Origin of the sequence: Anoxybacillus sp. FSL W8-1294 (assembly GCF_037965005.1) — a bacterium.
Lineage (GTDB): Bacteria > Bacillota > Bacilli > Bacillales > Anoxybacillaceae > Anoxybacillus > Anoxybacillus flavithermus_G.
On record NZ_CP150179.1, the window covers coordinates 467,239 to 481,971 of the forward strand.

12 protein-coding genes and 1 pseudogene are annotated in these 14,733 nt (G+C 39.1%); 7 read left to right on the forward strand and 6 right to left on the reverse strand.

Going from position 1 to position 14,733, the window contains the following annotated elements; all coding sequences use genetic code 11:
• Positions 1–168: 168 nt before the first annotated feature.
• From hxlA to NSQ23_RS02545, 3 genes and pseudogenes are all read left to right on the forward strand, one after another.
• A complete protein-coding gene (hxlA, locus tag NSQ23_RS02535; protein ID WP_339172729.1) occupies positions 169–804 on the forward strand; it encodes a 3-hexulose-6-phosphate synthase in 636 nt (211 codons plus the stop codon).
• Positions 805–809: 5 nt separating this feature from the next.
• Positions 810–1,367 carry a 6-phospho-3-hexuloisomerase gene (hxlB, locus tag NSQ23_RS02540; protein ID WP_077429955.1) on the forward strand — a complete coding sequence of 186 codons (558 nt, stop codon included), beginning with the start codon at positions 810–812 and terminating at the stop codon, positions 1,365–1,367.
• Between the two features lie 507 nt (positions 1,368–1,874).
• Positions 1,875–2,036: pseudogene (locus tag NSQ23_RS02545) on the forward strand (IS701 family transposase); the annotation flags it as partial.
• A 409-nt stretch (positions 2,037–2,445) separates the two neighbouring features.
• Here NSQ23_RS02545 and NSQ23_RS02550 read toward each other — a convergent pair.
• The gene (locus NSQ23_RS02550; RefSeq protein ID WP_033015916.1) at positions 2,446–3,360 is read right to left on the reverse strand and encodes a cation diffusion facilitator family transporter; all 915 of its coding nucleotides are present in this window, start codon (positions 3,358–3,360) and stop codon (positions 2,446–2,448) included.
• 320 nt (positions 3,361–3,680) lie between these two features.
• On the opposite strand from NSQ23_RS02550, the gene NSQ23_RS02555 reads away from it, so the two are divergent.
• Together NSQ23_RS02555 and NSQ23_RS02560 are read left to right on the forward strand one after the other, a co-directional pair.
• Entirely contained in the window at positions 3,681–4,058 is a 378-nt protein-coding gene (locus NSQ23_RS02555) for a FixH family protein (protein ID WP_042410023.1), read from the forward strand.
• Positions 4,059–4,365: 307 nt separating this feature from the next.
• Positions 4,366–4,932 (forward strand): SCO family protein, encoded by a 567-nt coding sequence (locus NSQ23_RS02560; protein ID WP_033015904.1) that lies wholly within the window; start codon positions 4,366–4,368, stop codon positions 4,930–4,932.
• A gap of 731 nt (positions 4,933–5,663) precedes the next feature.
• Here NSQ23_RS02560 and NSQ23_RS02565 read toward each other — a convergent pair.
• The 3 genes from NSQ23_RS02565 to NSQ23_RS02575 all read right to left on the reverse strand — a co-directional run bounded on the left by NSQ23_RS02565 (position 5,664) and on the right by NSQ23_RS02575 (position 8,961).
• Positions 5,664–7,763 carry a cation-translocating P-type ATPase gene (locus NSQ23_RS02565; RefSeq protein WP_064214496.1) on the reverse strand — a complete coding sequence of 700 codons (2,100 nt, stop codon included), beginning with the start codon at positions 7,761–7,763 and terminating at the stop codon, positions 5,664–5,666.
• Between the two features lie 18 nt (positions 7,764–7,781).
• Positions 7,782–8,105 (reverse strand): metalloregulator ArsR/SmtB family transcription factor, encoded by a 324-nt coding sequence (locus NSQ23_RS02570; protein WP_033015899.1) that lies wholly within the window; start codon positions 8,103–8,105, stop codon positions 7,782–7,784.
• A gap of 91 nt (positions 8,106–8,196) precedes the next feature.
• A complete protein-coding gene (locus tag NSQ23_RS02575; protein WP_080706532.1) occupies positions 8,197–8,961 on the reverse strand; it encodes a ZIP family metal transporter in 765 nt (254 codons plus the stop codon).
• 322 nt (positions 8,962–9,283) lie between these two features.
• Between NSQ23_RS02575 and NSQ23_RS02580 the strand changes: the two genes are divergently transcribed.
• Positions 9,284–9,775, forward strand: a complete 492-nt coding sequence (locus NSQ23_RS02580; protein ID WP_064214013.1) for a PCYCGC motif-containing (lipo)protein — start codon at positions 9,284–9,286, stop codon at positions 9,773–9,775.
• Positions 9,776–10,121: 346 nt separating this feature from the next.
• Here NSQ23_RS02580 and NSQ23_RS02585 read toward each other — a convergent pair whose 3' ends face one another.
• Both NSQ23_RS02585 and NSQ23_RS02590 read right to left on the reverse strand, forming a co-directional pair.
• The gene (locus NSQ23_RS02585; RefSeq protein ID WP_339172734.1) at positions 10,122–11,570 is read right to left on the reverse strand and encodes an IS66 family transposase; all 1,449 of its coding nucleotides are present in this window, start codon (positions 11,568–11,570) and stop codon (positions 10,122–10,124) included.
• 264 nt (positions 11,571–11,834) lie between these two features.
• On the reverse strand, positions 11,835–13,118 hold the full coding sequence (locus NSQ23_RS02590) for a cell wall-binding repeat-containing protein (protein ID WP_163152606.1): 1,284 nt from the start codon (positions 13,116–13,118) through the stop codon (positions 11,835–11,837).
• Positions 13,119–13,397: 279 nt separating this feature from the next.
• On the opposite strand from NSQ23_RS02590, the gene NSQ23_RS02595 reads away from it, so the two are divergent.
• Complete coding sequence (locus NSQ23_RS02595) at positions 13,398–14,585, forward strand: IS701 family transposase (protein WP_163152605.1); 1,188 nt, start codon at positions 13,398–13,400, stop codon at positions 14,583–14,585.
• Positions 14,586–14,733 lie beyond the last annotated feature (148 nt).

The following is a 14,733-nucleotide window of genomic DNA, read 5'->3' on the forward strand; positions in this document are numbered from 1 at the left end:
AAATGATCATATCCAATAGTATACTTTTTAACACTATGTAAAAATAAAGTGCGTACTTTCTAAAGAAAGTCATACATAGTATACTGATTGCTGTACAAGTGGTAAGCAGGTAAAAGATATGTTCGCTTGTGCAACAAACAATCAATTTTTATTAGGGGGGAAGAATTCATGCAACTACAATTAGCATTGGATCTTGTAAATATTCCTGAAGCAAAAGAGCTTGTGAAAGAAGTTGAGGAGTATGTGGATATTGTAGAAATCGGTACTCCTGTTATTATTAATGAAGGCCTGAGAGCTGTTAAGGAAATTAAAGAAGCATTTCCTCATTTAACCGTTTTAGCCGACTTAAAAATCATGGATGCGGCTGCATATGAAGTCATGAAAGCATCCGAAGCTGGCGCGGACATTATTACGATCCTTGGAGTGGCTGAAGATATGTCGATCAGGGGAGCCGTTGAAGAAGCTAGGAAACAAGGCAAAAAAATCTTGGTTGACATGATCGGTGTTAAAAATTTAGAAGAACGCGCTAAAGAAGTGGATGAATTTGGAGTTGACTATATTTGTGTACACACAGGATACGATCTTCAAGCAGTCGGAAAAGATTCCCTTGAAGAACTTCACACAATTAAGCGTGTTGTAAAAAATGCGAAAACAGCCATCGCTGGCGGTATTAAATTAGACACGCTGCCAGAAGTCATTAAAGCAAAACCAGATCTTGTCGTTGTCGGCGGCGGTATTACCGGACAAAAAGATAAACGAGCTGTAGCTGCTGAAATGAAAAAAATGCTTGAGCAAGGTGAATGACAATTATGCAGACTACACAATATTTAGCGGAAATCATAAAAGAGTTAAATCGCACAGTCGATTTAATCGCTGATGAAGAAGCTGAAAAATTGGTAAAAGGGATTCTTGAGGCAAAGAAAATCTTTGTAGCTGGCGCAGGCAGATCTGGATTTATGTCCAAATCTTTTGCGATGCGAATGATGCATATGGGTTTAGACGCCTATGTAGTAGGAGAAACGATAACCCCTAACCTGGAACAAGATGACATTTTAATCATCGGCTCCGGTTCAGGAGAAACGAAAACATTAGTTTCCATGGCGGAAAAAGCAAAACGCTTAGGCGCGACAGTAGCGCTTGTTACGATTTTCCCTGAATCAACCATCGGACAATTAGCTGATATCACTGTTAAATTACCTGGTTCACCGAAAGACCAATCAGACAGCGGATATAAAACGATCCAGCCAATGGGCTCACTATTTGAGCAAACTCTCTTATTATTCTATGATGCGATCATATTGAGATGCATGGAGAAAAAAGGATTGGACTCCAATACGATGTTTAAAAGACATGCCAATCTTGAATAGTGTAAGGAGTCCTAATCATCATTTTAAGTCCTAACTAAAATTTTAAACTAATTCAAGTAATTGATCAAACTGAATTTTCACCTCAATAAACAAAAAATAAAAAGACCGCAAAGCGTTTCTTAAAGGAAGCGTTTTGCGGTCTTTTCATTAGAGTCACGCCTGTCACGCTCAGGAGTATGAGACGTCTTACCTTTTCATGATCATCAACAATCAGTGCAACATGTAGGCGAACAGTGCCTGGCACTGTTCGCCATTAAACTCCCATGCAAATGATATCTTTTAAGAAAATCAGATATTCTCATCATCTCTTCCCCCTTGTTCATCACAATGTTTGGGCTGTTGAGTATGTAGTTATTTCATGATGGCCGAAAAACAGAGGTGACAAGCTTTTTTCCAGACGTTAAAACTCAGAGAAAAATCGTGATGGATAAACTTTTGGCAATAGCAAACGAATGAGAGTGCGGGCGGGTTTTTATAGTCATCTTAAACGATTGATAATTTACATTACTTGCGTATGTGTACAGCATGTTCGAGTCTAACAGTGATTTTTCGGATGGGCTCGATCTCCTGCGCAAGAGAAAAGGACATAGCCTCGTGGAGTTCATTTATCGTGCAGCAAAACAAAATATTCCCATTGATACCGTGAAAAAACAGCTCCACGTGGCATAAGGGGTACCCTGTTTGTCTCTTTTTAAATGGTAATTATTGTAACGAAAATTGCTCAACTACAGTTAATTAGTCCCCTTCCTATCACTAAAATTACGTAAGAACCACTTTTATTCTGCCATATACAGTCACTTTTTATATATACAAAGCATTATATAAAATTTATAAAGTAATTATGACTGCAACGTTCAAGCAATACAACATCATGCCGTACTCTATTTAAATTTCCTATACGTTGTCGGATACCGACTTCGCAAATCTAACACTTTGATGTAAATGCAAACTTGGTATTATATGTATTTTTATTAAAAAAACTTTCTTAAAAAACCTATTTCACATTTTAACAAAAAGGCTATTGTAGGTTAGGCGTATAAAGAATAAAATTTCCCCCTTATCAAAAAAAAAGGGGGTGTTAATTGCAAATATCTGTTTCCGTACATTTTTTCATTTGTTCGCCTTCTATTTGTATAGTGGAGTGCTGAATGCCAAAATGCTTCTGTAACATCGCTTTTGCCTCATGTAATACATGATCGCGATCAATCCGAGAATCAACAACAAGATGACAACTCAAAGCCGGAAAGCCTGAAGTAATCGACCATATATGTAAATCATGAACACTTGTGACTCCTGATAAAGACAACAATTTATTTTTCACTTCTTGCAAATCAATATGCACCGGTCTTCCTTCCATGAGAATATGGACAGATTCCTTCGTTACACGCCAACCACTAATTAAAACTAAAACAGATACCAACACACTCACAATCGGATCAGCAATGTTCCAATCAAAAAGTAATATAAGTAATCCTGCTACAATCGCCCCAGCTGACCCAAGTAAATCTCCCAACACATGTAAGAAAGCACTTCTTAAATTAAGGTTCTCACTCCTATCTCCTTTCATTAAAATCCATGCAGCTAAAACATTAACGATAAGTCCAATTCCAGCTACTGTCAACATTCCAAAACTCATTACTTTAGGTGGATCAAAGAAACGATGGTAGGCTTCGTAGAATATATAGACAGAAATGAGTAAAAGGGTCACTCCATTCAATAATGCAGCTAAAATTTCAAATCGTTTATATCCGTAGGTTTTCGTTTCACTTGCTTGCTTTTCTCCCATCTTTAGAGCTAAAAGACTTAAACCCAATGCTGCTGCATCGCTTAACATGTGTCCTGCATCGGATATTAAAGCAAGACTGTTCGTTAAAATCCCACCTATAATTTCAACAACAAGAAATGATAAAATGAGAAAAAAACTAATTAGCAATGCTTTTTGATTTGCATGATGTGCATGAGAATGATCTCCGCAACCATGATGATGTCCCATATTTGAACCTCCTTTTTACATATTCTTCTTCTGAATTTATTTTATTATTCAATAGGTTTCTCTCTTTCCAAATGTATTCATTAAACGATAGCAACCAATCATTCGTATATTCGCCATTTTGCAGCCTTTATATTTTACATACCAATCAGTGATGTTTTAAATATGAATATATATTCATTTAATAATATTGCATTGTGCATGGAAATTTCTTTATTGTTGGTTTTTAGCCACATTTCATAACAGAACAAAGCCTTTTTATGAAGTAAAATGATATAAGATATTACTAACCTTACTTAGGGAGGTTTTTGATAGTGTTAAAAATGAAAAAGTTATTCGCGTTGGCTTTAATAAGCCTTTTTGTACTTGGTGGGTGTAGCCAGGAAAAAGAAGCCCCAGAATTGATTGAAGTAAAATTTAAAACAATTCCAGAGAATATAAAGGTCAATAAAGAGGTGGAATTAGTCGCCACTGTTACTCAAGGAACCGAAAAAGTAGAAGATGCTGATGAAGTAACATTTGAAATTTGGAAGGAAGGACAAACGAAAGACCAACATAAAAAAATTGAAGCCAAACACACTAAAAATGGTGAATACAAGGTTACTTATGTCTTTAAAGAAACAGGAAAGTACTATGTCATTTCACACACAACAGCTAGAGGAATGCATAATATGCCTAAAAACGAAGTAATTGTAAAGTGAAAAAAACTCCTTAAAGAAACTTCAGCTTATCGATTTTATGGACAAGCTAAAGTTTCTCACGGACGGTGAAATATTTAACGAATCAGTTTGCAGAGGAACTCGCCAAGCAAACCGTACGGGCGATGGCGATTGCCCATGCTATGCGCAGGCATGAGCGAAATGACTGAAACAGGTGCTCATAGAAGCGACGGGATGTTCGCATATCGATATTGCCAGGACGACGCCAATTATTTCGATTTATACCGGAGACGTAGCGCTCAGGATCATGTATGATACGGACGAAGAGAGAGGATAGGTGAAGGTAAAGATGAAACGAATGTTGCTTATTCTTTCCATCGTGTTGCTAGCTGCGTGCGGAAAAACGATTCCGGACGCCAAAAATTGGCCGGTAGATGATTTTACGTTTACCGACCAACATGGGAAGAGGTTTGGGTTGCGTAATTTAAAGGGAAAAGTATGGGTAGCTGATTTTATTTTTACAAGCTGTGAAACCGTCTGTCCGCCGATGACAGCGAATATGGCGAAGCTGAAAAAAATGGCGGCCAAGAAAGGGCTTAAGGTCGAATTTGTCTCATTTAGCGTCGATCCGGAAGTAGATACGCCGGAAAAGCTCGAGGCCTATGCCAAAAAATTTACAACAGATTTGTCAAATTGGCATTTGTTGACGGGATATAGCCAAGAAGAAATCGAGCAACTGGCGCAAAAAAGCTTTAAAACGATCGTGAAAAAACCGGAAAACGACGATCAAGTCATTCACGGAACAAGCTTTTATTTGGTCGGTCCAGACGGCAAAATCGTCCAGACATATAACGGAGTGCAGGATGTTCCGTACGAAACGATTTTAGAGCACATTAAAATTTTGCAATCATCCTAGGCGCAAAAATGGCGGCGCATTTTTACCTTTTCATGGTGCTCCCAGTATGGGCGTCATCTATAAAAATCCTAGGCGGGGATTAGCGAGCGTCTACGGCTAACCAAAGGCAAGGTGTCTATCACGAGGTAGAATCTGGAGAAATCTGGAGGCAAACGCTGGTCTAGATTACACGAACCAAATTGCCCGATGAGACTGCTAGACAAGGTAAAGTCCAAAGCCGCCAAGGGCTATTTCAATAAACTTGGGTGGGCATATGAACGGAAAGATGACGCTTTTACCCAAAAAGCATGGCGGACGACACGCACTCCTCATTTATACAGAACAAAGTCCTCGGAATTGCGTATTGGCAATCCCGAGGACTCAAGAGCATTATGCAGAAATATGTTGAACTTCATCAAGATTAGTGAACCACTTAGTTCAGGACCGCGTGCTAGGTGGTGGAGAAGACAAGGGAGAGTCGCCCCGCTCCCCTCTTACTTAATTTCGTAAGAACCATATGACTTTTATAACAGAACACATTTAAGATTTCTTGCCATGCTCGCTCTCGATAATACCTTCTCTACTTGAATGCCTTTCTTTCTAAAATGTTCAATAATCTGTTCTATACTCTTTTTCATTTTCGATTCCGTTTTTTCTGGTTTCATCCGTTTTCCCACCAACGGTTAATCTTTAGCAATTTTATTTTATGCGTGTATCAAATACATCGAAAACTTAGATGTATATTTCTTTATCTAATTTATTACATTATGTTCTTTATTCTCCCACAAAATCGTTAAGCTAATTAAAGTAACTAAAATAGTGGCACCCATATCCGATAAAATAGCAATCCAGAGTGTAAGCAAGCCCGGAATAGTCAGTAATAGAGCTAATAATTTAAGACCTAATGCAAGGGAAATATTTAGTTTGATAATACGATTTACTTTTTTAGCAGTTCTTATAGCGCTCGGTAGTTTTCCAAGATGGTCTTGCATTAAAACGATGTCTGCCGTTTCAATTGCGCTGTCAGTACCTTTTCCCATTGCAATACCCAAATCAGCTGTTGCTAAAGCAGGTGCATCATTGATACCGTCACCAATCATCGCCACTTTGCCTTTTAACGCTAATTCTTTTACCTTTTCCACTTTATCTTCTGGTAACAGATTGGCGTAATACTCTGTTACTCCCACTTTTCGTGCCACTTTCTCTGCTGTTTTTTGATGGTCACCCGTCAACATCACTGTATGTTGAATACCCGCTTGATGGAGCGCCTTGATTACACTTTTACTTTCTTCTCTAATTTCATCAGAAATTCCGACTAGCCCCATCACTTGACGTTCATCAGCAAGCAACACTAACGTCAAGCCTTCTTCTTTCATTTTCTCAATATCGGCTTTTACTTTCTCCGTTATTTGTAAATGCGAAATACTTTTCTCGTTCCCCACCCAATACCGTTTGCCTTGAATAAGCGCGATGATTCCTTGTCCAGAAACCGTTTCGATTTCCTCCGGATCATGTAAAGCAACTTCTGTCTCAACCACTTTTTTCATAATTGCCTTGGCCAACGGGTGGGATGAATTTTTCTCAATTGAACCGATAATCCGATAAAACTCATCTTGATCATCTATATAAACCGTTACTTTTTCAACATGTGGCTCTCCTTTTGTAAGAGTTCCCGTTTTATCGAAGGCAATCGTATTAATTTTTCCTAACTGCTCAAGAAACACTCCCCCTTTCACAAGAATCCCGTTACGAGCATTTCTTGTAATCCCAGAAACAATTGCAATCGGTGAAGATAAAATTAGCGCACACGGACACCCGACAATTAAAACGGCTAAACCTTGATAAAACCATTTGTTCCACTCGGCACCAAAAAATAGTGGAGGTATCACCATAACTAAAACGGCAACAATCATGATTAGAGGAGTATAATATTTGGCAAAACGATTGATAAACAATTCAGTTGGCGTTTTTGTTTCCTGTGCTTCCTCGACTAAGTGTAAAATTTTGGCTAATGATGAATCCTCATATGATTTTGTAATCTCAATTTTCAAAATCCCTTCGTTATTAATACTTCCGCCAAATACTGTTTCTCCATTTTCCTTTTCAACAGGTAATGACTCCCCCGTAATAGCGGCCTCATTCACGGAGCTTTTACCTTCCACAACTACTCCATCCGAAGGAATTTTTTCTCCGGGTTTTACTAAAACAATATCTCCTACTTGAAGGGACTCAATAGGAACCACTTTCTCTATGCCATCCTTCAATACTGTCGCTTGCTTTGGAGCCACTTCCAACAACTTTTCCATCGACTTTCTGGCCTTTTCCATTCCAATGCCTTCAAGATATTCATTTAATCCAAAAAGAATGGCAACAACCGTTGCTTCTTTCCACTCTCCTATGGAGATGGCCCCAATTAATGCCACGGTCATCAACGTATCAATGTTGAATTTCAGTTTAATTAAGTTTTTTAAACCTTTCAAAAACGTCTGATATCCACTAATAACCATGGCAATTAAGTACAAACCGATCACCAGAAAACTGTTTGTCTGCTTCTCAAGGAAAAACGCTATGAAATATAAAGCAGTCGAAACAATAAGTAAAAACTTTAAATTGACTCCTTGATGATGTGAATGCTCATGTTCGTGATGATGAGCTTGAGTTTTTTCAATAAATGCTCCGTCTTCTGATAAAATTTTTTCGACTTGTTTTAAATCAACTTTTTCATCAATTTTTAGTTTTCCTGTATTATAATTTAGTGTTGCTGATTCCCCGTGTTCTAAACTCCGAATTTTCTTCTCGATTTCGGCGGCGCAATGAGCACATGACAAACCTTTTATTCGATATTCCTCCATGATAAAATCCCTGCCTTTTTAATGATGTCTCGCGTGATCAATTGTTTGTTTCAGGATGTTCATGACATGTTTATCGTCATGAGAATAATACAGCGTCGTTCCTGCGCGTCGGTATTTAACAAGGCGCAAATTTTTTAGAAAGCGCAATTGATGTGACACAGCTGATTGTCCTAACGACAATTTTTCAGCAATTTCGTTCACTGAATACTCCTTTTGTGATAGTAAATATAAGATTCTAATTCTCGTCGGGTCACTTAATGCTTTAAACGTTTGTGAAACAATAAATAAGGTTTCCTCGTCTAAATCCTTATCAACAGATTGTGTGTGTTTAGATTCTTCCATAAAATATTCCTCCTATATTGAATATATGAACACATTTTCATATATGCTACAAAAAAAGTATCATAATACTCTATACACTGTCAAACAATATTTAATGAATAAGTAATAAAAACATATAAACAAACAATAAACCAAGTAATACATACAACCCAAACTCATGAAATCTCATTTTTCTTTTGGCTTTCCATAAGATTTCATGGAACGTTACGAATGATAAAGTGCCAATTGCTCCTCCGAACAAGAGAGTATTGAGTTTGTAAGAATTGTCTCCAATTAGAAATCCGATAAAAATGCTTGCGCCAAGAACAACAGCCAAAAAAACAGCACTAATTACAAACAGTACGGATGGGGATTCTACAAATGCCATTGCCCCCATTAAAGCCATTCCTTCAGGAATATGATGTAGAATCAATGCGGCTAACAGTGGAGAAAGAGAAAATGCATCGGTTTTCATTGTGGTCCCTAACGCCAAACCAGTTGGCAAGTTATGAATGCCAATTGCAACAAGCAAAAGTACAAAAGAACGTATATACTCTAGGCTTCCATTGGCCACATTTAAATTTTTATGTAATAATTTCTCAGCTATACTCATCGATAAAATACCTGCTAATATCCCTAAGACAATTCCCATCCAGCTATTCTGAGTAAAACTTTCTGGAAGCAATTCGAATAGAATCAATCCGAGCAACAGACCGCCGCAGAAAACGAAAGTCCGCTCTATTTTCATTCCTAAAATAAAACGGAATAAAAAGCTGAAAATCCCCCCCAAGGTAATTCCTAAAAACATAAAAATAGTAATGATGGGAACCATTAATATTTCTCTTTCTCCCATGATGTCACCATCCATTTTGTCCATAATTCATTTTTATCTATCCTATGCATGAATGAAACAAAACATGTCTTATCAACATAAAAACACACTTTTCTTTCTGTCTTTCCGCAATAAAATGATTCGAGGTTATATTCGAGGTTATAACGGAAAAATTAGATCGTTATTTTTTACATCAAAATTTTTACTTCTTCCGCCTCCCTAGTATCTCATATTCCGTTTAACCACTATGTATTGTGTTGTTTTCAAACTGAAAAGCTTTTCTATGTGTTAAGAAAACGTGTATAATAGATACGTATCTTTTATGAATATATGTTCATTTATTAATCTAGTGTCAGGAGGATATAAAATGGTAAATTACAAAAAATTTTTCCCTATTACATTATTAAGTGCGTTCTTAATTGTTGGTTGCTCTAATTCGCTACAAGAATCAGGAAACAACAAAAAAGAACATCAACAAACAGAAAGCAGAGATATTGTAGAAGAAACAAAAAGTGTCGAGGTTCTACCAAATTTCTTGGATGATAAACCGAAAGAAATGAAAAACTTATACGCTAGCGCAGCGAAAAATAGAGAATTGCTTGAAAATATTCCGTGTTATTGTGGCTGCGGTGAATCTTCTGGGCATAAAAATAATTATGACTGCTTTGTATATAAAAATCTTAAAGACGGAGCAATTGTGTGGGACGATCATGCTACAAAATGTGGAGTTTGCCTAGAAATTGCGGCCACTTCCATTCAAGATTATAAAGCAGGAAAATCAATAAAAGAGATTCGAAAAAAAATTGATGAAGCATATAAAAATGGGTATGCCGAACCGACTCCAACGCCAAACCTGTAATATCTTAATAACGTTGAAGTTTTAAAAGTCCCTGTACTGACTCTTAGATGGAGTACTCTTCAAACTTGTAAGAGTACTCCTAATCTTTTTTATAAAAAACAGCAAGCATGAATCGATAATAAGCAAAAGGAGTTAATTTTATTTTTTTGACATTAGACGCAAGAAAAATTTAATGGAAAGCATACGCTTCAACATCCGCAAAAATAAAATGAGGGCATAGACGATCTGATTCACTCCTTTTGAATAATGCCTCTTGCAACATACCAAGAACTCGTAACTATTCACTCCGATAGTAGTATGTAAAGAAGCGCAACACAAATAGGGCATCCCCGTAATAGAAAATGCCCTAAGTGGTAGAAAGAACACGATCGAGCGTGTCGCCTGTCAACAGAAGACATAACGAATCCCACACGTTTTTTTCGTGTTTCGTCAGTGTGGAAACGATACTTCTTGTGATACAAAAAGACTGGGCGAATGTTTCTTCGCGAAATGTACCCGAAATGTTCTCTTTCACTTTGACCATGCGAAGATCGCGTTCGGCTTGGTTGTTGTCAAAGGGAACATGCACTTCACGTAAGAAACGCAACGCTTCTTCCTTTCGTTTCTGAAGCCGTCGAACAAAAGCAAGTGCTTTTTTTGGAAGAGGCGTCATCGTTTCCAATCGGTGTTGTGCTCTTTCTAGGATGCGATCATACACTCGTTCCCATCGTTTCGCTTCTTCTTCGGAAAGCGCACCGTGATGAGCTTCGACGGCCTGTTTGGCGGCTAACAGAAACGTCGTCATGCGCGATGCCCATATATGCCCTTGTTCGATGAAGCCTTTTAACTCACGCAAATGATGGGCGTGACAAAGGGCATGGGTGGCTTGCGTGTATTTTGGATACGTACCGAATCCATCGTGCATCATCGTCCCTTCATATCGGGGAAGAATCCCAATATCATCAGTCGCTTTCTTTCCACGAGAAACGTGAGGAGCCAAGTACGTATATTTCGATGTGCACGCGACATGCACCCATGCGAGTTTCCCCTTGATGCGCAAACTCGTTTCATCGACATGCAGGATGTTGGATTCAAGTAAGGCGTCTTCGATGATGTCCATATTTGATTCCAGCGCTTCACGTCCTCGTTTCACCATATTGGCAAGGGTTCCTGTACTGATTGAGTGTTGATATAATGCTTCGATTGTATCACTCAAACGTTTGTAAGGGATCAATTGGATATGATGCAAATATACAGCGAGCGCTGTGAGCCGTGGACCGTATTGCACATGATTCGTGACGTGGGATGGGAATTCGGCTTGTTGCACGCATCGACAATGCGGACACGATTTCACTTCACGTTCATGTTGTGTCACCTCGATCGTCACAGGAGGGAGATCAAACACTTGACGGATATCGACTTTGAACGGTTTGACTTCACGCAAAGAAGCCCCACATCCTTGACACGTATGCACACGGTGGACGACACGATGATGTGGATGTTCCACTTGACGGAGCGTCGTTCCTTGATGTCCTTCTTGTCCGCCTGGCTTGTTGCCAGATGGTTGACGAGAAGAACGTGTGTTGGCAAAACGGTCAGAAGATGGGGGCAAATGGCTATTGGAGCTGTTTTTTTTCGTGCGTGCTTCCAGCTCTTGAACACGGTACTTCAGTTGTTCATTTTCTTTGCGTAGTTGTTTGTTTTCGTGACGCAAATGTTCATTTTCTTGAACGAGTTGATGAATGAGCTGTTTTTGTTGTTGAACTTTGCCGATTAAGCTCTCAACTGTAAATACAGCTTGTTGTACCGTCAACATGCGATTCACCTCCTTGTCTATCAGTATTCACATCATAGACAAGGAAAGAAGAAAATATTCAGCTCACTTTATGATGTGGCTGAATAGTTACAAGAACTCTTTATAAATATAATAAATTTTTAATGAAAGATATTTTTACCTAAAAATTACTCGAATCAATAAAGTTAGTTAATATGGGACGGGAGAAAAAGCTTTAGTTTGAACTAACAAAAAACCGTACAGATGCGTTTCTGTACGGTTAATGAAAAATTCTCCAATTTTTTCTTAATGACTGCCATGCTCTTCTCCACTCTCTGGAACAATTTCAAGCTTTTCATCAATAACCCCTTGCGTTTGATACGAAATCAGTTTTTCTGTTCCGGATAAATAAGCATGATTATACGGTCCTACAGTTGGATCGTTTTCAAACGTTGGTTTTAAGGTAGCCATAAACTCATAAACTTCTGGGGTAAGTTCGCCATTCTCAAGCCAAATAAGTGGCGCATGTTTTCCTAAATGCGAAAAAGGCGCTGCTGCTAATGCCATTTCAGGAGATTTGGTCGAAACAAATGATAAACCGTGTCCCGGATTGTTTAATCCCCAACCAAATCCTGTTTTCTTATCTTTAAAAGTCGCAAATGCAACAGACTGTTGAGTTGGAGTATCTCCTGAAATTCGTGTAACCTTTCCAAATTCTTTTAACTTCTCTTCGACTTCCTTTGATATTATGGACTGAGGACCTAAAATGTAGATATTCGCTTTTCCTTTTCTTTTTTTCAATGCTTCTTCTGTTTGTTTCGGAATTTTATTTTGACTAACGTATAAAATCGGTTCTTCCATATGAGCAATCCAATTGGCCGCAGGAATCGTATAAAGTTTTGCTTTTTCCTCAAAAGAACCAATGATGACACTCTCTGGTAGTTTACCTGCTACTTCAGCATACAATTGATCAATTTTTTGTGCTAATGCTGCATAATCGGTTTCATTAATTTGTTGAACTTTATAACGTTTTAGTTTATCCAACTCTTGTTTCGGCAAGTTACCGATAACAAAAATTTGTGTACCGTCTTTAATCCCAAGTGGATTTAAACGTTGAATTTCATTCAACACTTGATTTGGAATTGTATTGTTTTTTGTAAATAAAATAGGTCCGTTATTTGGATGATGAATAAGATCAGCTGCAGCCAATGTTGCTTGCCAATTTTCAAGGGGAGCTAGGATAATCCCATTTGGTTGATTTTCTTTATGAGTAGCCGGCCATACCGTTTGTGATACTAATACCGAAAGTTCAACTGGATCATCAGTATTTAATCGAGTAACGTTTTTTGTTGACAATGTAAGAAGATTTTTACTCGCTTCTTCATTATATACACTCGGTTCTTGAACAACTATAGCTGTGTTTTCCTTGTCATTGCTTGCTCCATTCGATTGACTACTTCTATGCTGACTATGCTCCATTGATTGCTCTGCTTTTTTTGAGTCATTTCCATTTTGTGCGCTACAACCTGCCGCAATAATAGTAGACGCAAAAAGTGCAATTAACATTTTGAGAATTTTTTTTGTGTTCATCTATCTATATTACCCTCCTTGATTTCTATTATGTTCAGTGATTAAACTGTTAAAAAATACTTGTTTAAAGACTCTTAAGCTTTTTTCAACATACCGTATATTTCTACTTTTTTTATATTATCTTGAATTTGTGCAGAATTTATGGATTTTATTTAATTGACTGTAGATGAGCAAATTTGCTAACATAAATTTACAAACCAAACAAAAAAGGAGACATGAACCCGATTCCTTGGTTAGAATAGATGTGCTACCAACTACCCACAAGGAGGTTCATGTCTCATGAATAGATTAGCACATCATCAAGGAATCCACAAGTTTTTCATGACGCTGGGATTGGCGCTTTATTTCTCGAAGCCGGTCATCAAGCATCTCGTTCATCTTGTCGACGCCTTGACGACCAAGGGATTTTCGGGGACATTGACGGATGTCCGGTACTGGAGTTTTCATCCGAATCATCGAACCACGCTCAGCCACTTTTTCACGAAAAGCCCTTGGAACGAGGAAAAACTGCTTGAGAAGCTTCAGGAGTGGGTTCTTCGCCAGATCGAACGCCTGGCCAAACGGACGAATCAACCCCTGTTCCTTTCGATTGATGATACCATTTGCCAAAAAACGAAGCCTTCGTCACGGGCAACGCACGCCATTCAAGGGTGTGACTGGCATTTCTCTCACAGCGATCATCAATTGGTCTGGGGGCATTCGCTTGTTTGGCTGATGGTGCACACCTTCACGCAAGCGTTTCCGTTCGCCTTTCGTCTGTATGACAAGACATCGGGAAGAAGCAAAATCGACCTGGCGATCGAGATGCTTTCCTCGCTCAAGGGGAAGCGGGCTCAGCCGGTGTATGTGCTCGTGGATTCATGGTATCTGTCCCAAGCGCTCATCGAAGCCTGTCTGAAACAAGGATTTCATGTCATCGCCATGCTCAAGACGAACCGGATTCTCTACCCGAAAGGTATCGCCATCCAAGCGAAGGAGTTTGCCCGCTATATCGAGCCAAATGACACCCGCCTCGTCACGGTGGGGAACGAGCGCTATCGTGTCTACCGCTACGAAGGCGCGCTCAACGGTCTTGATGACGCGGTGGTGCTGCTGGCCTGGAAGGCGGATCAACCGATGACGCCGGATCATCTCCATGTCATATTGAGCACCGACCGGGAGCTGAGTGACGAAGACATCTTGCGTTACTATGCCCAGCGCTGGACGACCGAATGCTTTTTCCGGCAGGCAAAAGACCAGCTGAAGCTCGATGGGTACCGTGTTCGCCACGTTCGGGCGGTGAAACGGTATTGGGTCGTGGTGCTGTTAGCCTGCGTATACAGCATCGCGGAATTTCAACAAGACATCTCTTCCGGCCTGGAGCTTCTTCGGTCTCGGAAAGGGCACAGCGTTGTCGAGTTCATCTATGACGCCGCAAAGCAAGATATTCCCATTGATGTGATCAAAAAACAGCTCCATGTCGCCTAAGGGGTCCCCTGTTTGTCTCTTAGGGAATGGAAATTACTGTAATGAAAAATACTCACCTGAATCCGTGACAAAACATCTTTACAATGGTCGCAAACCGTTGATACGATAAGGGAAAACGACGTTGACGATTCTTCATCAAGTAGGTGAA

Excerpts from the sequence above, each read along its gene's own strand:
- NSQ23_RS02555 (WP_042410023.1), top strand. The coding sequence starts at position 3,681 with ATGAAAAAGTTATTCGCGTTGGCTTTAATAAGCCTTTTTGTACTTGGT.
- NSQ23_RS02590 (WP_163152606.1), bottom strand. The coding sequence starts at position 13,118 with ATGAACACAAAAAAAATTCTCAAAATGTTAATTGCACTTTTTGCGTCT.
- hxlB (WP_077429955.1), top strand. The coding sequence starts at position 810 with ATGCAGACTACACAATATTTAGCGGAAATCATAAAAGAGTTAAATCGC.
- NSQ23_RS02560 (WP_033015904.1), top strand. The coding sequence starts at position 4,366 with ATGAAACGAATGTTGCTTATTCTTTCCATCGTGTTGCTAGCTGCGTGC.
- NSQ23_RS02580 (WP_064214013.1), top strand. The coding sequence starts at position 9,284 with ATGGTAAATTACAAAAAATTTTTCCCTATTACATTATTAAGTGCGTTC.
- hxlA (WP_339172729.1), top strand. The coding sequence starts at position 169 with ATGCAACTACAATTAGCATTGGATCTTGTAAATATTCCTGAAGCAAAA.
- NSQ23_RS02595 (WP_163152605.1), top strand. The coding sequence starts at position 13,398 with ATGAATAGATTAGCACATCATCAAGGAATCCACAAGTTTTTCATGACG.
- NSQ23_RS02570 (WP_033015899.1), bottom strand. The coding sequence starts at position 8,105 with ATGGAAGAATCTAAACACACACAATCTGTTGATAAGGATTTAGACGAG.
- NSQ23_RS02585 (WP_339172734.1), bottom strand. The coding sequence starts at position 11,570 with ATGTTGACGGTACAACAAGCTGTATTTACAGTTGAGAGCTTAATCGGC.
- NSQ23_RS02575 (WP_080706532.1), bottom strand. The coding sequence starts at position 8,961 with ATGGACAAAATGGATGGTGACATCATGGGAGAAAGAGAAATATTAATG.
- NSQ23_RS02565 (WP_064214496.1), bottom strand. The coding sequence starts at position 7,763 with ATGGAGGAATATCGAATAAAAGGTTTGTCATGTGCTCATTGCGCCGCC.
- NSQ23_RS02550 (WP_033015916.1), bottom strand. The coding sequence starts at position 3,360 with ATGGGACATCATCATGGTTGCGGAGATCATTCTCATGCACATCATGCA.